Genomic DNA, 17216 nt, shown 5'->3' with positions numbered 1-17216 from the left:
GTGCGCCCCGGGGCGCACGCTTCGTCGATTAACGCAGCAGGGACAACACACCCTGGGTCGTCTGGTTGGCCTGAGCCAACACCGAGGTACCGGCCTGTTGCAGGATGTTCGCGCGCGTCATGTTGGACACCTCGGTCGCGTAGTCCGCGTCTTCAATGCGTGAGCGCGAGGAAGACAGGTTGGTCACCGTGGTGCCCAGGTTGGAGATCACCGAGTCAAAACGGTTCTGCACCGCACCCAGGGAACCGCGCAGATCATCGACCTGTTTCAGCGCTGCATCAATCTTGGCCAGTGGATTCGCGGTGGCTGCGCCCGTAAACTCAGTAGTTTTGGTCTGGTCAGCGTCAGTGCTCAGCTCAATCACCACAGCGCCGGCGGCAATGGCCGTGGTCGTTGCACCACCGTCAGCCAAGGCTTCCGTATCAATTTCTGTAGTGGTGTAGTTCTTGCCTTGCACGGTGGTAAAGGCTGTAACAGCACCAGCAGCATCAACGCCCACCTTCACGGGCGCAGCCGCCAAGGTCACGGCGCTGGCGGTGGCAATACCATTTGCACCGTCAGCAAACTTGATGACGGCCGTGTTCAGCGTCACGGCGCCGTTAGTGCGATCCACCGAGGCCGCGTAGTAGTCCTCACCGGACTTGACCACAAACTTGCCAGTGCCAACACCGGCGGCTGTCTGCACTTCATGCAGAGACAAATCTGAAGCGGCCACCGTCGAACCGGTGGACGTGGTCAAAGTCGTCGCAGCAGCAGCCAGATTGACGTTGGACGAAGCCGTACCTGACGCCTGGTTAACCGCGGTAATGGCGCCACCGACGGGTAGTTCATTGTTGGAGACCGTGAGCGAGTTCAGCGAGAGGCTGGTAGAGTCGATTTTCTTGAGATTGATGTCGATACGCTCACCATCGTTTGCGCCGACCTGAACCGACAGCTTGTTGTTGGCAGCCAGCACCTTGACGCCGTTGAAGTCGGTTTGGGCCGAGGTGCGGTCGATTTCTTCGAGGCGCTGGGTAATTTCAGCCTGAATCGACGCCTTGTCTGCTGCGGAGTTGGAGCCGTTGGCGGACTGGACTGCCAGCTCACGGATGCGCTGCAGATTGGTATTGACCTCGGTCAGCGCGCCTTCCGTGGTTTGCGCCAGCGAGATGCCGTCGTTGGCATTGCGCTGGGCCTGAGCCAGGCCCTTGATGTTGGAGGTGAAACGGTTGGCGATCGCCTGGCCGGCGGCGTCATCCTTGGCGCTGTTGATGCGCAGGCCGGAGGACAGGCGCTGGATCGCGGTGTTCAGCGACGACTGCGACTTGTTGAGGTTGTTCTGCGTGAGCAGGGAAAGCGAATTGGTATTGATGACTTGGGCCATGAGGGACTCCTGATTGACAAAGGTTGTGGACTCCGGCTAACTTGCCGTCACGTTGGCCTTGCTTGCCGAGACAGTCTGCAAGCCACCGTTATTCAAGTTAACGGCCAGTCCCGGAAAAACCTTTAGCGCCAACACCAAAAAAGATCCCACCTCGCCAGGTCGCCCCCCTGTCAGGCAGGCATGTTCATGATTTCCTGGTAAGCAGCAACCACCCGATTGCGCACCTGCAGCCCCATCTGGAAGCCGATGCCGGCCTTTTGCAGGTCCACCATCACATCGTTCAGGGCCACCCCGGGCTTGCCGAGCTCGAAGGCTTCGGCCTGGCTGGATGCGTTCTGCTGCGCATCGCTGATGCGGTCCAGCGACTTCTTCAGCTCTCCAGCAAAACCGCCACCGGCCACCTCGCTGCTCACCGCTGACGGGTGACCGGAAGTCTGGGCAAGAACCCGCATTTGCTGCAGGACGGACTCAATAGAAGATATCGCCATGGTGTTTCCCTGGCGCCTGTGCGCCCATTGCTTGATGAACGGCTTGAAGCGTACCAGCGGGCCAGGCGGCGCATCCCGCCAAAAGACGGCAAAACCCCCGGCTATTCGGCTGATCGGGAAAGACACCAGGCTCTGACAATCATTCACGAACTCCGGCTGCCCCCAGCACCGGCCAGAGGCCCTTCGCCTTACCAATCAACCACTGTTGTATGTCACCTGTCGTTTCTGCCCTGTCGCCGATCTGCAGCCTCCGAAGGCATCCGTACTGCCGGACATCCACTAGCCCGGGTCACGCCCGTGCCGCGGCGGTAGGCGGGTGAACGCATGAGTTCTGCCGCCACGGGCACCGAAACCGCCCTGCCCAAAGCCCTGCCGTGGCTGGAGCAGTTGCGGGCCAATCCCCGCCTGCCGCTGATGATCGGCGCGTCTGCCGCGGTGGCGGCGGTCGCTGCCCTGTGGCTGTGGAGCCGTGCCCCGGACTACGGCGTGCTGTACAGCAACCTGTCGGATCGCGACGGTGGAGCCATCATCGCGTCGCTGCAACAGATGAACATTCCCTACAAGTTCGCTGAAGGCGGCGGAGCATTGCTGGTCGCGGCCAACAAGGTTCCCGAAGCCCGCCTGCGGCTGGCTTCCCAGGGCCTGCCCAAAGGCGGCACGGTGGGGTTCGAGCTGATGGACAGCCAGAAATTCGGCACCAGCCAGTTTGCCGAGCAGGTCAATTACCAGCGAGCCCTCGAAGGTGAACTTGCGCGGTCGATCAATTCGATTTCCGCAGTGGAGTCGGCACGCGTGCATCTGGCGTTACCCAAACCATCGCTCTTCGTGCGCGAACAGAAAAAGCCGAGTGCTTCGGTGGTGCTGACCCTGCATCGCGGACGGACCATCGACGAGGGCCAGATCAGCGCCGTTGTTCATCTGATCTCCAGCAGCGTGCCCGAGCTGTCGGCCAAAAGCATCACCGTGGTGGACCAGGCGGGCAACCTGCTGTCTGCGGCGAACGCCGGCACACGCGGTCTCGATGTCAGCCAGCTCAAATATGCGCAGGAGATCGAACAGGGCTACATCCGCCGCATCGAAGCCATCCTGCAGCCCATCGTCGGCAGCGGCAATGTCCATGCGCAGGTGGCGGCAGACATCGATTTTTCCATCGTCGAGAACACCGACGAGAAGTACCGCCCCAACCAGGAACCCGGCAGCGCTGCGGTCCGAAGCCAGCAATCCAGCGAATCCGGCCAGCAAGGCGGCAATCCGGCAGGCGGCGTTCCGGGCGCCCTGAGCAACCAGCCACCGTCCGACCCGGTCGCCCCCATCGTCAACCCGGCACAACCGGGCAAGCCCGGTGCCCCGGCGACAGGGCAACTCAAGATGAGCACGGAGCTGAGTGCAGGCGGCACGCTTGCGCGCAGCACCGGAGCAAGCACCAATACCCGCAAGGACGTGACCACCAATTACGAGGTGGACCGCTCGATACGCCATGTGCAGCAAGGGGCGGGCGGCATCAAGCGGCTGTCGGTGGCCGTGGTGGTCAACTACCGCGGCGCAACGGGCACCCAGGGCAAGCGCGCCGCGCAGGCGCTGACGGCCGCCGAGCTGGAGCAGATCAAGAACCTGGCCAGGCAGGCCATGGGCTTCAGTGCCGAACGCGGCGACTCGCTCAATGTGGTCAACAGCCCGTTTGCCTCGGATGCCACCGACACACCCGAACTGCCCGTTTGGCGCCAGCCCGACAACATCGAGATGGCCAAGGCCGGCGGCAAATACCTGTTGCTGGGAATACTGGCCCTGTACCTGTGGTTTGCCGTGTTGCGGCCGCTGCTGCGCAAGCATCTGCATCCGGCGCCTGCCCAAGCCGAAGCGCCGGGCCATGAAGAAGCGCCCTCCGCAGACGCCGTTGCGCAATCACAGGAGCGGCAAGCCGAGCGCCATCTGGAGAACATCCGGTATGCGCAGGAAACCGCCGCCAAGGAGCCTCGGGCTGTCGCCATGCTGATCAAACACTGGATGGGCGAAAAAAATGTTTGACGAAGGAACACGTAAAAGCGCCATCCTGTTGATGACGCTGGGCGAGGAAGCTGCCGGCAAGGTGCTGCAGCAGATGTCCCCCAGCGAAGTCCAGGCGCTCGGCGAGGCCATGGCCACTCTGGCGCATGTCAAACGCACCGAGGTCGATGACGTTCTGGAAGAATTCCGCCTCGAAACCGAACAGTATTCGGCTCTCCACCTCGATTCGGGCAGTTACCTGCGGGCCGTGCTGAACAAGGCCATGGGCAACGACCGTGCCGCAGATCTGCTGGAGGGCATCCTGCAGTCGAATGAATCAGTCAGCGGCATCGAGCGGCTGAACCAGCTGGAGGCCACCGAAGTGGTCGAGCTGATTCGCGACGAGCATCCGCAGATCATCGCCACGCTGCTGGTCCACATGGATCGCAACAAGGCCGCGGACGTGCTGGAGCAGCTCCCCGAGCGCGCACGCCACGATGCGGTCCTGCGCGTGGCCACCTTCGGTGGCGTGCAGCCTGCAGCGCTCAAGGAACTGACCGAGGTGCTGACCGACATGCTGGGCGGCGAAGGCGGCAAGCGCAGCCGTCTCGGCGGCATCCGGGCAGCCGCTGAAATAGTCAACATGATGAGCAGCGCGCAGGAAGAAAGCGTGATCAAGCATGTTCGCGAGCATGACGAGGCGCTGGCGCAGAAGATGATCGACGAGATGTTCCTCTTCGAGAACCTGCTGGAACTCGAAGACCGCAGCGTCCAGCTCCTGCTCAAGGAAGTGGAGTCGGAGTCGTTGATCATTGCGCTCAAGGGCGCGCCACAGGAACTGCGCGACAAGTTCCTCAAGAACATGTCGCAACGCGCTGCCGAAATGCTGCGCGAGGACATCGAGATGCGCGGCCCGGTGCGTGTATCGCAGGTCGAAGCCGAACAAAAAGGCATTCTGCTGATCGTGCGCCGCCTGGCCGATGCCGGTGAAATCGTGCTTGGCGGACAGGGAAGCGACTCCTATGTATGACAAGGCCCCGCTCGCGCAGCGTTCCGGTGCCGACCGGTTTGCCTCCGGCTTCGCCGCGCCTGCCGTGCGTAGGCCCGGCACAACGAAGGGGCAGATGACCGCCTGGGAACGCTGGGAGATGACCTCCCTTGAGCAGGACATGGCGCCCGTTTCCGCTGAACCCGGAGCCCCTGCCGTTGTCGAGCCGCTCAAGCCGGAGTTGCTGATCGATGAAAACGAATTGGCGCGCCTGCGGCTTCACGCGCGCCAGGCCGGTGAAGCGGAAGGACGTCAAGAAGGTTACGCACAGGGACAGGCCGAGGGTCATGCTGCCGCGATGGCGGCCGTTCACGAACAGGCCGACCAGCTGCGGGCATTGACCCAGGCCCTTCCAGCCGCCTTGCGCCTTGCCGAGCGCGAGGTCGCGGGACAGTTGCTGGCGCTGGCGATGGACATTGCGCGTCAGGTGCTGGGCCAGTCGCTGGCACTGGATCCACAGGCCATTTTGCCGACGGTCCGCGAATTGCTGCAGGCGGAACCCGCCCTGACCGGCTCACCCCAGCTGGTCCTGCATCCGGACGACGCGGCGCTGGTGCGGGAACACCTCGCGGATGATCTGCAAACCGCGGGATGGCGAATTCGTGCTGACGCAGATACCCAGCGCGGCGGCTGCCGCGTTCTGGCTGCCAGCGGCGAGCGGGACGCCACGCTGCAAAGTCGCTGGGACCGCGTCGCCGCGGCCGTGGCCCCCCATACGGCAGCCACCGCACCGCTGGTCCATGGTTGACACCCCTGACGCCACCATCAAGCCACCGCTGGAGGCCTGGCAAACCCTGCTGGAAGACGCCCGGTCTTCCGTGGCGCTCAGTGTTCCGGTGCGCACTTATGGCCGGCTGACACGCGCCGTGGGGCTGGTCCTCGAAGCGGTCGGGCTGCGACTGCCGGTCGGCAGCGACTGCCTGATCGAATTGCCTCCCGGTTACCCCCAGAAAAACGCCGAGGCCGAAGTCGTCGGCTTCTCCGGCGACCGCATTTTCCTGATGCCCCAAAGCGAGGTGGACGGCCTGCTGCCGGGGGCCCGGGTCTATGCGCTGGAGTCGCCCGGCGGCCATGCCAGTGGCACCGGGCCACGAACCAAACGCCTGCCGGTGGGCGACGGCATGCTGGGCCGCGTGGTCGATGCGGCCGGACGGCCACTCGACGGGCTGGGTCCGCTCGATTTCTCGCGGGAAGTGCCGCTGGCGGCCGCCCCCATCAACCCCCTGACCCGCGCGCCGATTGACAGCGTGCTCGATGTCGGGGTGCGTGCCATCAATGGCCTGCTGACCGTCGGACGCGGCCAGCGCATGGGCCTGTTCGCCGGCTCCGGCGTCGGCAAGAGTGTGCTGCTGGGCATGATGGCGCGCTACACCAGCGCCGACGTGATTGTGGTTGGCCTGATTGGTGAGCGCGGCCGCGAGGTCAAGGACTTCATTGAAAACACGCTGGGCAAGGAGGGCATGGCCCGCGCCGTGCTGGTGGCGGCGCCGGCCGATACCTCGCCCCTGTTCCGTTTGCAGGGGGCCGCCTACGCCACCTGCCTGGCTGAATATTTCCGCGACCAAGGGAAAAATGTCCTGCTGATCATGGACTCGCTGACCCGCTACGCGATGGCCCAGCGGGAGATCGCGCTGGCGGTCGGCGAACCGCCGGCCACCAAAGGCTACCCGCCCTCGGTGTTTGCCAAGCTGCCGGCCCTGGTGGAACGCGCGGGCAATGGCGCGCGCGATGCCGAAGGCCGCGGCGGCTCCATCACCGCCTTCTACACGGTGCTGACCGAAGGCGACGACCAGCAGGATCCGATAGCCGATTCGGCGCGCGCCATCCTGGACGGTCACGTGGTGCTGTCGCGCAGCCTCGCCGAGTCCGGCCATTACCCGGCGATCGACATCGAAGCGTCCATCAGCCGCGCCATGACGGCGCTGATCGACCCCGCGCAGTTCCAGGTCATCCGCAGCTTCAAGCAGGCCCTGTCGCGTTACCAGCGCAACCGCGACCTCATCAGTGTGGGCGCGTATGCCCCCGGCCATGACGCCCAGCTGGACCAGGCCATTGCCCTCTATCCAAAAATCGAGGCTTTCTTGCAGCAAACGATGGAGGAACGCGTCGACTACGCGGCCGCCACCGCACAGCTGAACAGCCTGTTCCAGGCCTGAGCCGCTTACGCATTCACCGCAGCCCCTCGAACCACCAGGAGAAAACGCCGTGCCCAACAAGCTCCCTCTCGCGACACTGATCGAACTGGCGCAAAACAAGACCGACGAGGCGACCCGCCGGCTGGGCCAGCTGCAGAACGCGCACACCAGCGCTGCCGGAAAACTGGAAATGTTGCTGCAGTACCGGCAGGAGTACCTGGACCAGCTGCAGCACCAGATGCAGGCCGGCCTTTCATCGTCCCATGTGCGCAATTTCCAGGATTTCATCGGCACCCTGGACGGCGCCATCGAGCAGCAGCGCGCCCTGACCGTCCAGGCCGACACGCGCCTGGCGCACGGTCGCGGCGACTGGCAAAACAACAAGCGCCGCCTCAACTCCTTCGACACCCTGGCCAACCGGGTTCGCCAGCAGGAAATGCTCACCCTCGGCAAACGCGAGCAACGCGACAGCGACGAACGCACCGCCCGCCAGTTTTACCTGCGCGCTGGCAACTTGGCCGACTGAACTACCGGGAAAAACCATGTCTTTTATTCTTCCACCCGTCAGCGCACCCCATCCCTCCGACAGCCAGCCGTCCCAGGCGGCGGCACGCAGCGATGAGCCGGACCCGAACGGACCCGACAGTTTCGGCGCCGTGCTGTCCCGCTCACTGGCGCCCGCCAGCGAAGCGTCCGCCAAAGCCGAGAGCAAGGCTGCAACCGCCGCGCCGGCCCGGCGCCCGCCGGAGGGCCGCAAGGTCGACCCGGACGAACTGGTCAATGCGATGGCTCTGCCTTTGATCCCGCTGGACAACCTGCTGCCGAAAGCGTTGCCCGCCGGCGGTGCTGCCACCGCGCCCGGCGCTGGTACCGTACCGGGCGCTGCCAACCCTGTGCTCACCGGTCTGCTTGCTGGGAAACCCCTCGCGACAGACATGGCGCTGGCGGGCGAACCGACCACCGCGCCTGCCCCGATCACATCGGCTGAGGATGCAGCGCCACCGACGCTGGCAACCGGGCTGACACCCGAACTCGCCGGGGCCAGCCAGAAGGACACAGGGCTATCCCCCCTGCCCACCCGGCTCCAGACCGCAGAGGCCGGCCCGGCGGTAGCGTTGGCCACGGCTGGCATCAACGGCCCTTCCGGTGCTTCGGACGACGGTACTGCCGGTCAGTCGCCGCAGCAACGTGACCAGGCCAACGACCTTCCGAAGGTTTCCGCCGAAACAACGGCCGGCAGCGGCCCCGAAGCCGAAACCACACGCGGCGGCGTCAAAGCGCCCCACCAGATGATGGTGGCGTCCAATGCCACACCGACAGGCGCCAGCACCAGCACCACCCCGGCCATCAGCTCGACCGTCATCGGTCAGGAAAATGCCACCGACATCTCCGCCGCCATCGCCACCCCGGCCATCAGCTCAACCGGCGTCGCAGCAGCGCCAGCGCCAACGGGAATGCTCGCCTCTAGCGCGGCGCCTGCCGCCATGGCCCGGTCGCTCGCTCCTGAGGTTGGCAGCGGTGAATGGGGCAAGGCCCTGGGCCAGCAGATGATCCACATGGGGAAGGGCGGCGAACAGGTAGCAGAGCTCCAGCTCAATCCCCCGGGACTCGGCCCACTGAAAGTCACACTGAGCATGAACGACCACCAGGTCCAGGCCATGTTCGTGTCGGCGCATTCATCGGTGCGGGCCGCCGTGGAAGCGGCCTTGCCGCAACTGCGTACCACCCTGGCCGAGAGCGGAATCAGCCTCGGCAACACCTCGGTCAACTCCGAGAGTCAGCAGCAAGCTGCCTTCGCCCAGGGTCAGAACGGGCAAAACGGACAGTCCGGCCAGCGCGGCTACCGGGCGGAGCGCACGCCCGACAACCTGGCACCCGGGGTCCGGCCAGCCATGGAAGCTTCGCGCCCAGCCGGCAGAGGGATCAGCGTGGACACCTACGCCTGAGGCGTGCCATGAGGCGCGTGTCCGGCAAATGCCGGATCTGACACGTTTTACCCCTGTTTATCGGGCGATGCCGGGCGCCGGTTTTCGAAAACAATCGATTCTCAAACCCCAACAGCAAAGTCATGGCCACCAGCATCCCCCCCGCGAAGCCCCCCAAGTCGCGCAAGCTCCTCGTCCTGCTGATTGTTCTGGGCACGCTGGTCGTCCTGGCGGCGGCTGGCGCAGCCTTCTATCTGGCCAGCCAGCGCAAGGAAGCCGTGTCCACCACTGTGGCGCCTGTCGATCCGATTTTCATCGCCCTCGAGCCCATGACCGTCAACCTCCAGCCCAATGGCCGCAGCCGCTTCCTGCATGTGGCCGTCACACTGAAGGTTCCGGACGTCAAGTCGCAGGCGCTGGTTACCCAATACCTGCCGGAAGTGCGCAGCAGGCTTCTCACGGCCTTGTCCAATCGCGCGGCCGAATCGCTGGTCACCCCGGAAGAAAGAGCCCAACTGGCCGCAGACATCATGACGACGCTCAACCAGCCCTTCGTGGCCAATTTGCCGTCACTGAAGATCTCGAGTGTGATGTTCACGACTTTCATGCTGCAGTAACCCGCTCAATGAAATTCACCCATGGCTTATGACCAGCAGCTGTCCCAGGACGAAGTAGATGCGCTGCTGCAGGGTGTCACCGGCGACACCGAGGCAGTCAGTGCATCGCCACCGCCCAAGGAAGGTCCGCCCACCTACAACCTCGGCACCGATGATCGCATCGTGCGCAGCCGCATGCACACGCTGGAGGTCATCAACGACCGTTTTGCCCGGCACCTGCGCAGTGCGCTGCTGACCTTCATGCGGCGCAGCGCCGACATTTCGGTCGGCGCGGTGCAGATCCAGAAGTACGGCGACTTCATCCGGCACCTGCCGGTTCCGGCCAACATCAACCTCATGCACATGAAGCCGCTGCGCGGCACGGCCCTGTTCGTGTTCGATCCCAAGCTGGTTTTCCTCGTGGTGGACAACCTGTTCGGCAGCGACGGCCGTTACCACGTCCGGATCGAGGGCCGCGACTTCACCCAGACCGAACAGCGCATCATCAAACGGCTGCTCAACCTCACGCTGGAGAGTTACGGCAGCGCGTGGCAGCCGGTCTATCCGCTCGATTTTGAGTATGTGCGTTCCGAGATGCACGCCAAACTGGCCAACATCGTGGCGCCCAACGAAGTGGTGATCAACACCACCTTCCAGATCGAGTTCGGGCCCATCGGCGGCGCACTCAACGTCTGCATTCCGTACTCCATGATCGAGCCGATTCGCGACCTGCTGTCCAACCCGCTGCAAGACGAAATCGAAGTTGACAAACGCTGGGTCAAGCAGCTGTCGCAGCAGGTGCAAAGCGCCGACGTCGAACTCAGGGCGCATTTCCTGACCATGCAATCGAGCATTGGCCAGCTGCTCCGGCTGCAGGCCGGCGACGTGCTGCCTGTCGAGATTCCCGAAACGATCATCGGCAAGGTCAACGGCGTGCCCGTCATGGAATGCGGCTACGGCACCTCCAACAACCACTATGCCTTGCGCGTGGAAAAAATGATCCACCACCAAGACAGCGACTCCAGCAAGGGAAAAGACCATGAGTGAAGACAGCAAGCAAGACCCGGCAGCAGAACTGGACGACTGGGGCAGCGCGCTCGCCGAGCAGGCGCTCGCCTCTGCACCTGAACCGGCACCCGCTCCTGCCCCAGCGCCTGCGGCGCCCGCACCACCGTCCACACCGGCCGGCGAGCGAGTTTTCCAGCCGCTGCAAAGCAATGCGGGTTCCGAGATTGCCAGGGGCGACATCGACAGGGTGCTCGACGTTCCGGTCCAGCTGACCGCTGAACTGGGACGCACACGCATCACCATCAAGAGCCTGCTCCAGCTGTCGCAGGGCTCGGTTGTCGAACTGGACGGCCTGGCGGGGCAGCCGATGGATGTCTTCATCAACGGCTACCTGATTGCGCAGGGGGAAGTGGTGGTGGTCAACGACAAGTTCGGCATTCGCCTGACGGACATCATCACGCCTTCCGAACGCATGCAGAAACTGAACCGATGAGCCGGCCGGACCTTCGTGCGCTGGCCGCCACCGCGCTGGCCTGCATCAGCTTTTCAGCCGATGCGGTGTTGCCGACCGTGCCCACCGCGGCAGCAGAGCCGGTGCGGTCCTTCGGCGCTGCCGGTCTGCTGCAGGCTGGCCTGGGCCTGGCCGTGGTGCTTGCCCTCATCTTTCTCTGCGCCTGGGCCGCACGGCGCTTCGGCTTGCAGCAGGTTGGAGGCGGGCGCCTGTTGAAGGTGGTGTCCAGCGCCATGGTGGGGCAGCGCGAACGTGTCGTGGTGGTGGAAATCGGCGGCTCGTGGCTGGTGCTTGGCGTCGCTGCAGGCCAGGTCAACGCTCTGCACACCATGCCGGCGCAAAAGCTGTCCGAATCCGAGGCGGCGCCGTCCTTCGGCGGCCTGGCCGGTGCCGGTGCGTTTTCACAAAAGCTGGCGGAATCCCTGAACAAGCTGAGAAAGCGGGATGGCCAGTGACAAATCCTGTCTGCCTGCGAAGCCGCGCGGCGCTGCCGCTCCTTTGGCCATTGCTGATGCTGGCCCTGATGTTGTTGCCGGCCCTGGCCTCCGCCCAGGGTCTGCCGGGCGTCACCAGCTCGCGCGGCCCCGGCGGGAGCCAGACCTGGTCGCTCAGCGTGCAAACCCTGGTGCTGCTTACGTCGCTGTCTTTCCTGCCGGCGCTGCTGCTGTCCATGACCAGCTTCACCCGGATTCTCATCGTGCTCGGCCTGCTGCGCACGGCCATCGGCACACAATCGTCGCCGCCCAACCAGGTGCTGGTCGGGCTCTCGCTGTTCCTGACCTTTTTTGTCATGTCGCCCGTCTTCGACAAAGTTCACAGCACGGCCTACAAGCCTTTCTCCGAAAACAAGATCAGTGCCGAACAAGCCCTGGAGCGCGGCGTCGAGCCCTTCAAGCAGTTCATGCTCAAGCAGACCCGCGAGGCTGACCTGGCGCTGTTTGCCAAGCTGGCCAACATCGAAAAACTGGAAGGACCGGAACAGGTCACCTTGAGAATCCTCCTGCCCGCCTTTGTGATCAGCGAGCTCAAGACCGCCTTCCAGATCGGTTTCACGATCTTCATTCCTTTCCTCATTGTCGACCTCGTGGTTGCCAGCGTGTTGATGTCCATGGGCATGATGATGGTGCCGCCCGCCACGATTTCGCTCCCGTTCAAACTGATGCTGTTCGTTCTGGTCGATGGCTGGCAGTTGCTGATCGGGGCGCTGGCCCAGAGTTTTTACACCTGACGCTACCGTACCCGGAAAGATCGACACATGACACCTGAATCCGTCATGGCCCTCGGCTACGAGGCCATGAAGCTCTCGCTGCTGCTCGGTGCGCCGCTGCTGCTGGTGGCCCTGGTCACCGGTTTGCTGATCAGCCTGTTCCAGGCTGCGACCCAGATCAATGAAATGACGCTGTCGTTCATTCCCAAGCTGCTGGCCGTGTTTGCCACGCTGGTGATTGCGGGTCCTTGGATGCTCAACAGCGTGCTGGACTACATGCGCAACCTGTTTTCATCCATCCCGCAACTCGTCGGTTGATGCCTCCGGTCTTCTCGGTCACCTCCGACCAGCTCAATCTCTGGATGGTGGCCTTTCTCTGGCCTTTTGTGCGCATGCTGGCGCTCATCAGCACCGCGCCCATCTTCAGCGAAGCCGCGGTGCCGCGCGCCGCCAAGGTCGGCCTCGCCGCCCTGCTGGCCATCGTTGTTGCGCCCACGCTGGGCGCCATGCCGGCGGTGCCGCTGGTGTCGGCCGCCGGCTTCTGGATCCTGATCCAGCAAGTCCTCATTGGTGCGGCGATGGGCTTTTCAATGCGCATGGTGTTTGCTGCGGTGCAGGCGGCTGGTGAATACGTGGGCCTGCAGATGGGCCTGTCCTTTGCGTCCTTTTTCGACCCCACCAGCGGCGGCAACACCATGGTGATCGCCCGCCTGCTCAACGTGATGGCCATGCTGATCTTCCTGGCAGTAGACGGCCATCTGATGGTGGTCATGACACTGGCCGAAAGTTTCCACGCCTTGCCGGTGGCTGATGCCCCCCTGGTGGCCGGCGGCTGGTTCCTGCTGGTGGCGGCGGGCGGCGAGATTTTTTCGGGCGGCCTCATGCTGGCGCTGCCGCTTATCGCCACGCTGCTGACCCTGAACCTGGCCATGGGCATCCTGAACCGGGTCTCGCCACAGTTCAGCATTTTTGCCGTGGGCTTTCCCATCACCCTGCTGGCCGGCATGGCCATGCTGCAGCTGCTGATGCAATACCTGGCGCCCTTTCTGGAGCCGCGGTTTGCAGCGGGGTTTACGAGCACGCTGGGGTTTCTGCAAGGTTTGAGGCCTTAGCCCAATATCCATGGACGCAGATAGCTATTAAATCAATAGCATATCTGCCTGCGCAACCCATGCCGCTTACAGGTAATTGAACAGCGAGATCTGCTGGATCCTGACAAAGGTCTGCTGGCTGGCCTGCAGCGCGGTCTGGCGCTGGTAAAACTCGGAAATGGCGCTCGCATAGTCCAGGTCCTGCAGGTCGGACAGGTAACTCTTGTCGTAGAGCGCGCGGCTGTCACCGGTGGTTTCCAGCGCGTCCAGCTCCTGCAGGCGCGTGCCGACCGAGGCGCGCACCGTCAGGACGTTGTCGTGGGCATTGGTGATCTTCCTGTTGCCGGTGCTCAATGCGTTCAGCAGCTTGGCCTGTGCGGCCGGGCCGGCGTTGTCCACCGGTGCCCGCAGCGCGGCGATCACATCACCAATCGCCGCAAACACGTCCGTTCCGGCATTTTTCGCGGTGGCGACGCTGAAGCTGTCGCCGGCAGCGGGAGCGCCGGTGATGCTGATCTGCAGGCCGCCGAACTGGACGGGACTGCCTGCGGTGAAAGCAGTGGCTGGCACCACGGGGACCGAAGGCACCGTCGCCGTATCGACCTGGTAGGTGGTAGCCGTCGGAAAACTGATCACGAAATCCTTGCCGTAGTTGGGATCGGCCAGATCCACAACCGACGCGGGGCCGAACACGCCGCTGCCGGTATTACTAACGGGCGACGCACTGACGTAGCCTGCGCCACTCTGTACAGTCTGAAAAATGCTGCGACCGTCGTCCGTGCCAGCCATCTGCCGGGACACGTCCACCTGCATCAGTCGCTGGCCCTGATCGCCGGCATAGCGAATGCTGCCGTCGGCCTGCCGCACAAACGGCGCGCTGGCACTCTTGAAGCCAGCGAAGAGAAACTGCCCATTACCGTCATCGGTGTTCGCTAGGCCCTGCAACTGGTCAATGCTGCTTTGCAAGGTGGTGGCAATGCTGGCCCGATCAGCGTCAGCCATCGTGCCATTGCCGGCCTGTACCAGCAAGCCTTTGATGTTCTGCAGGATGGTGGTGACGCTTTGCAGGCTGTTCTCTTCGAGCGACAGGGTCTGCGTCGCCTGCGCGCGACTGGTCGCATATTGCGAGTTCAGCGCGATCGACTGCGAGACCGCCAGCGCGCGCGTGGCGCCGAGGGGGTCGTCCGACGGCGCGAGGATTTTGGTCATGGCGCCCATCTGCTGCTGCACCCGCAGCAGGCTGCTTTGCTGCGCGCCTATCGCGGTCTGGCTCTGTTCGTAAAAAGACTGGGTGCTGATGCGCATCGTGAACTCCTGGGCAAGGTTTAGTGGCTGATGCCCAGGACCGCATCAAACATCGTTGACGCCGTCTGGATCACTTTGGCATTGGCCTGGTACATCTGCTGGAACATCAGCAGGTTGGCGGTTTCTTCGTCCTGGTTGACACCCGATACCGACTGCTGGGCAGACCGGATCTGGGTGGTCAGGCTGGTCTGGGCGGCACCGGCGATCTGGACCTGCCGGGCCTTGTTGCCGACACTGCTGATCAATTGCGCATAAGCGTCGTTGAAGCTGGCCGACCCATTGCCCATGGTTTTCTTGTTCTGCAGGGCGCCCAGCAGCAAGGCATTGCTGCCATCGGAAACGCCACCGCTGTTTTTTTCCACGGTGAACCGGTCGCCGTTCGAGGGCTTGCCGCTGATGGTGACGCTGATGCCATTGAAACTCATGGTCGCCCCCGGCGAATACGTGACGGGTGCGCCCGCGGCGTAGGGGCTGGCGGGATCGGGCACACCATTGGCAGGCGTCACCGTCACAGTGGCTCCGGTCGGAAAACCCGACAGCTGATTGGTGGCGCTGTTGTACGTCAGTGTCAACGTGGCCGCCAGCGGTGTCGCCAGGTAGGCCGCGTCGACTTTTCCGGCGCTGATGGCGCCGCTGCCCTGGTTGCCGGCGGTATTGCCGGTCACGATGGGCGAAGCCGCCGCGATTTTGGCCGGGTCGGACACCAGCACCGACAGGTCACGTGCGCCGGTGCGGGTGGGCTGAATCAGAAAAGAGTCACCCGGTGCGCCGGCACCGCTGGACACCGTCAGAGTGACGCCATCGAAGGTATTGGGGGGCGCGGAAGCGGCCAACTCCGTGGCACTGAAAATCTTGTTGTCCGACAGACGGGTCACGGAGAATGTCAGGTCTGCCTTGACGTCCAGGCGGTAATCGCTGGTGGTCAACTGGCCACTGTCGGAAAAAGACGGCGTCAACACCAGGTTGCCTGTGTTCTTGCTGTTCGACAGCACAGAGGGGCTGGCCTGCGAAAAGAAATCAGAACCGAGAACCCCGGTCAGATCAATGCCGAGGTTCTGCTGGGCATTGAAGGCATCGGCCAACGCAATCGCCATGCGACCCAGCGAGTTTTGCGCCGGGGCCAGCGTTTCGCTGCGAAATTGCAACAGCCCGCCGAGTGAGCCGCCGCCGCCAAGCATGCTGTCCTGCAGTTGCACGGCATTTCCGGCGGCGTTAACCACCGCAACAACAGCGCGGGTAGGGTCACCCGACGATGCCACCGCCGCCAACTTGGTCGCCCTGTCGCCCAGCACCAGGGTCTGTCCATTGCCAATGAAGATGTTGTACTGACCGCCGTCCTGCACCACCAGCTTGGTGCCGATCAGCTGCCCCAATTCATTGACCAGTTGGTCCCGTTGGTCCAGCAGGTCATTGGGCGCCTGTCCGCCGGTGGCATTGCTGAGCATGGCCACCTGCTTGTTCAGGCTGGCGATCTGCTCGGCATAGGTGTTGATCTGCTCGACACTGCCGGCGATCTGGTCGTTGACGCTGCCGTTGAGGCCGGTCAGGTACTGGTCCATGGACCGGAACTGGTTGGCCGTGGCTTGCGCGGAACTGATCAGTTGCTGCCGGGCCGCCGGATCGGCCGGGGTGTTGGCCACCGCCTGGATGTTGGTGAACAGGGACTGCAGCTGGGGGGCCAGGCCCGCTTTCTGATCGGCCAGCAGATTGTCGATCTGGCTGATCTGCGTGTAGTAGGTGGTCAGCGACTGGTTCAGGGACTGTGCCTGGCCAAGCTGCGATGCCAGGTACTGGTCGTAGCTGCGTGTCACGTCACCCACCTTGACACCGCTGCCGAAGAACCCGACGCTTGGGCTGTAAATGCCGCCGTTCGATGCAAGCTGCGCGGCCTGGCGGCTGTAGCCGGGGGTATTGACGTTGGCGGTATTGTGGCCGGTGGTCACCAAGGCAGCCTGGGCGGCATTGAGACCGCTCAGACCCGTATAAAACATGCTATTCGACATTAAGCTGGCCTTTCAAGGCGGCGACTGTTACCCGGTAGTCCGGTGACCCGGTGGCGTTTTTCGAATGCCTCTGAAATAGATAACGACATTTCCCCGGAAAACTTGAGGATGAATCAGCGGCCCATTTGCAGAAAACTTCAGCCTCCATACGCCGGGAATTCATGAACTAGAACGTTTCCCAGCTGCGACCCGCCGTGGCCAGCTCACCGCTGGGTGCAGCGGGTCGGCGCGGTGCCGCAATGGCCTGTCTGGCTTTGGGCGGCTGCATCAGCCTGGCCTTGGGGCTCGCCGGACGGGCGGGTGCCTGGTGATCCTGATGCTGCGGCTGCTCACCTTCCAGCCTGAACACACCGACCACCTGACTGAGCCCGTTGGCCTGCTCCTGCAGCGAGGACGCTGCAGCTGCGGCTTCTTCGACCAGCGCGGCGTTTTGCTGCGTCACCTGGTCCATCTGCGTGATCGCCTGGTTGATCTGCTCGATGCCCGCGGTCTGCTCCTGGCTGGCCGCCGTGATCTCGGCCATGATGTCGGTCACGCGTTTGACGCTGTCGAC

General features: G+C 63.6%; 17 protein-coding genes and 1 pseudogene. 13 read left to right on the top strand and 5 right to left on the bottom strand.

Annotated elements, in window-relative coordinates; translation table 11 throughout:
* Window positions 1-28 precede the first annotated feature (28 nt).
* Both AAG813_RS19405 and fliE read right to left on the bottom strand, forming a co-directional pair.
* On the bottom strand, window positions 29-1363 hold the full coding sequence (locus AAG813_RS19405; RefSeq protein WP_341917705.1) for a flagellin: 1335 nt from the start codon (window positions 1361-1363) through the stop codon (window positions 29-31).
* Window positions 1364-1533: 170 nt separating this feature from the next.
* Complete coding sequence (gene fliE / locus AAG813_RS19400) at window positions 1534-1851, bottom strand: flagellar hook-basal body complex protein FliE (RefSeq protein ID WP_341917704.1); 318 nt, start codon at window positions 1849-1851, stop codon at window positions 1534-1536.
* 324 nt (window positions 1852-2175) lie between these two features.
* Between fliE and fliF the strand changes: the two genes are divergently transcribed.
* The 13 genes from fliF (at window position 2176) to fliR (ending at window position 13376) form a co-directional block, all read left to right on the top strand.
* Window positions 2176-3876: a flagellar basal-body MS-ring/collar protein FliF gene (gene fliF, locus AAG813_RS19395; protein WP_341917703.1), complete on the top strand. Its 1701-nt coding sequence runs from the start codon at window positions 2176-2178 to the stop codon at window positions 3874-3876.
* Entirely contained in the window at window positions 3869-4864 is a 996-nt protein-coding gene (fliG, locus tag AAG813_RS19390; protein ID WP_341917702.1) for a flagellar motor switch protein FliG, read from the top strand. The genes fliF and fliG overlap by 8 nt, the downstream gene beginning before the upstream one ends.
* A complete protein-coding gene (fliH, locus tag AAG813_RS19385; RefSeq protein ID WP_341917699.1) occupies window positions 4857-5630 on the top strand; it encodes a flagellar assembly protein FliH in 774 nt (257 codons plus the stop codon). The genes fliG and fliH overlap by 8 nt, the downstream gene beginning before the upstream one ends.
* Entirely contained in the window at window positions 5623-7038 is a 1416-nt protein-coding gene (gene fliI, locus AAG813_RS19380) for a flagellar protein export ATPase FliI (RefSeq protein ID WP_341917697.1), read from the top strand. Before fliH ends, fliI begins: the two co-directional genes overlap by 8 nt.
* A 49-nt stretch (window positions 7039-7087) precedes the next feature.
* Complete coding sequence (gene fliJ / locus AAG813_RS19375) at window positions 7088-7543, top strand: flagellar export protein FliJ (RefSeq protein WP_341917695.1); 456 nt, start codon at window positions 7088-7090, stop codon at window positions 7541-7543.
* Window positions 7544-7559: 16 nt separating this feature from the next.
* Complete coding sequence (locus AAG813_RS19370; RefSeq protein WP_341917692.1) at window positions 7560-8963, top strand: flagellar hook-length control protein FliK; 1404 nt, start codon at window positions 7560-7562, stop codon at window positions 8961-8963.
* A gap of 122 nt (window positions 8964-9085) precedes the next feature.
* Entirely contained in the window at window positions 9086-9559 is a 474-nt protein-coding gene (gene fliL / locus AAG813_RS19365) for a flagellar basal body-associated protein FliL (RefSeq protein ID WP_341917690.1), read from the top strand.
* Between the two features lie 21 nt (window positions 9560-9580).
* Window positions 9581-10585, top strand: a complete 1005-nt coding sequence (gene fliM, locus AAG813_RS19360; RefSeq protein WP_341917688.1) for a flagellar motor switch protein FliM — start codon at window positions 9581-9583, stop codon at window positions 10583-10585.
* Window positions 10578-11039: a flagellar motor switch protein FliN gene (gene fliN / locus AAG813_RS19355; RefSeq protein ID WP_341917686.1), complete on the top strand. Its 462-nt coding sequence runs from the start codon at window positions 10578-10580 to the stop codon at window positions 11037-11039. Before fliM ends, fliN begins: the two co-directional genes overlap by 8 nt.
* On the top strand, window positions 11036-11512 hold the full coding sequence (gene fliO / locus AAG813_RS19350; RefSeq protein WP_341917685.1) for a flagellar biosynthetic protein FliO: 477 nt from the start codon (window positions 11036-11038) through the stop codon (window positions 11510-11512). Before fliN ends, fliO begins: the two co-directional genes overlap by 4 nt.
* Before the next feature lie 56 nt (window positions 11513-11568).
* Window positions 11569-12285: a flagellar type III secretion system pore protein FliP gene (fliP, locus tag AAG813_RS19345; RefSeq protein ID WP_341917683.1), complete on the top strand. Its 717-nt coding sequence runs from the start codon at window positions 11569-11571 to the stop codon at window positions 12283-12285.
* 27 nt (window positions 12286-12312) lie between these two features.
* Window positions 12313-12582, top strand: coding sequence for a flagellar biosynthesis protein FliQ (fliQ, locus tag AAG813_RS19340; RefSeq protein ID WP_096699905.1), 270 nt, complete (start codon window positions 12313-12315; stop codon window positions 12580-12582).
* Window positions 12582-13376: a flagellar biosynthetic protein FliR gene (gene fliR, locus AAG813_RS19335; protein WP_341917682.1), complete on the top strand. Its 795-nt coding sequence runs from the start codon at window positions 12582-12584 to the stop codon at window positions 13374-13376. The genes fliQ and fliR overlap by 1 nt, the downstream gene beginning before the upstream one ends.
* 66 nt (window positions 13377-13442) lie before the next feature.
* On the opposite strand, the gene flgL is transcribed toward fliR, so the two are convergent.
* The 3 genes and pseudogenes from flgL to AAG813_RS19320 form a co-directional block, all read right to left on the bottom strand.
* Complete coding sequence (flgL, locus tag AAG813_RS19330) at window positions 13443-14660, bottom strand: flagellar hook-associated protein FlgL (RefSeq protein ID WP_341917681.1); 1218 nt, start codon at window positions 14658-14660, stop codon at window positions 13443-13445.
* Window positions 14661-14680: 20 nt separating this feature from the next.
* A complete protein-coding gene (gene flgK, locus AAG813_RS19325; protein ID WP_341917680.1) occupies window positions 14681-16663 on the bottom strand; it encodes a flagellar hook-associated protein FlgK in 1983 nt (660 codons plus the stop codon).
* A 166-nt stretch (window positions 16664-16829) separates the two neighbouring features.
* Window positions 16830-17216, bottom strand: a pseudogene (locus AAG813_RS19320) (methyl-accepting chemotaxis protein); the annotation flags it as partial.

The organism is Polaromonas sp. YR568, from assembly GCF_943371715.1.
Classification (GTDB): Bacteria; Pseudomonadota; Gammaproteobacteria; order Burkholderiales; family Burkholderiaceae_C; genus Polaromonas.
The sequence above is the reverse complement of the archived record's forward strand: the minus strand, read 5'-3'. Positions and strand labels throughout refer to the sequence as shown.

Excerpts from the sequence above, each read along its gene's own strand:
- flgL (WP_341917681.1), bottom strand. The coding sequence starts at position 14,660 with ATGCGCATCAGCACCCAGTCTTTTTACGAACAGAGCCAGACCGCGATA.
- fliR (WP_341917682.1), top strand. The coding sequence starts at position 12,582 with ATGCCTCCGGTCTTCTCGGTCACCTCCGACCAGCTCAATCTCTGGATG.
- fliQ (WP_096699905.1), top strand. The coding sequence starts at position 12,313 with ATGACACCTGAATCCGTCATGGCCCTCGGCTACGAGGCCATGAAGCTC.
- fliG (WP_341917702.1), top strand. The coding sequence starts at position 3,869 with ATGTTTGACGAAGGAACACGTAAAAGCGCCATCCTGTTGATGACGCTG.
- fliL (WP_341917690.1), top strand. The coding sequence starts at position 9,086 with ATGGCCACCAGCATCCCCCCCGCGAAGCCCCCCAAGTCGCGCAAGCTC.
- AAG813_RS19405 (WP_341917705.1), bottom strand. The coding sequence starts at position 1,363 with ATGGCCCAAGTCATCAATACCAATTCGCTTTCCCTGCTCACGCAGAAC.
- fliF (WP_341917703.1), top strand. The coding sequence starts at position 2,176 with ATGAGTTCTGCCGCCACGGGCACCGAAACCGCCCTGCCCAAAGCCCTG.
- AAG813_RS19370 (WP_341917692.1), top strand. The coding sequence starts at position 7,560 with ATGTCTTTTATTCTTCCACCCGTCAGCGCACCCCATCCCTCCGACAGC.
- fliM (WP_341917688.1), top strand. The coding sequence starts at position 9,581 with ATGGCTTATGACCAGCAGCTGTCCCAGGACGAAGTAGATGCGCTGCTG.
- fliO (WP_341917685.1), top strand. The coding sequence starts at position 11,036 with ATGAGCCGGCCGGACCTTCGTGCGCTGGCCGCCACCGCGCTGGCCTGC.
- fliI (WP_341917697.1), top strand. The coding sequence starts at position 5,623 with ATGGTTGACACCCCTGACGCCACCATCAAGCCACCGCTGGAGGCCTGG.
- fliH (WP_341917699.1), top strand. The coding sequence starts at position 4,857 with ATGTATGACAAGGCCCCGCTCGCGCAGCGTTCCGGTGCCGACCGGTTT.
- fliN (WP_341917686.1), top strand. The coding sequence starts at position 10,578 with ATGAGTGAAGACAGCAAGCAAGACCCGGCAGCAGAACTGGACGACTGG.
- fliE (WP_341917704.1), bottom strand. The coding sequence starts at position 1,851 with ATGGCGATATCTTCTATTGAGTCCGTCCTGCAGCAAATGCGGGTTCTT.
- flgK (WP_341917680.1), bottom strand. The coding sequence starts at position 16,663 with ATGTCGAATAGCATGTTTTATACGGGTCTGAGCGGTCTCAATGCCGCC.
- fliP (WP_341917683.1), top strand. The coding sequence starts at position 11,569 with ATGCTGGCCCTGATGTTGTTGCCGGCCCTGGCCTCCGCCCAGGGTCTG.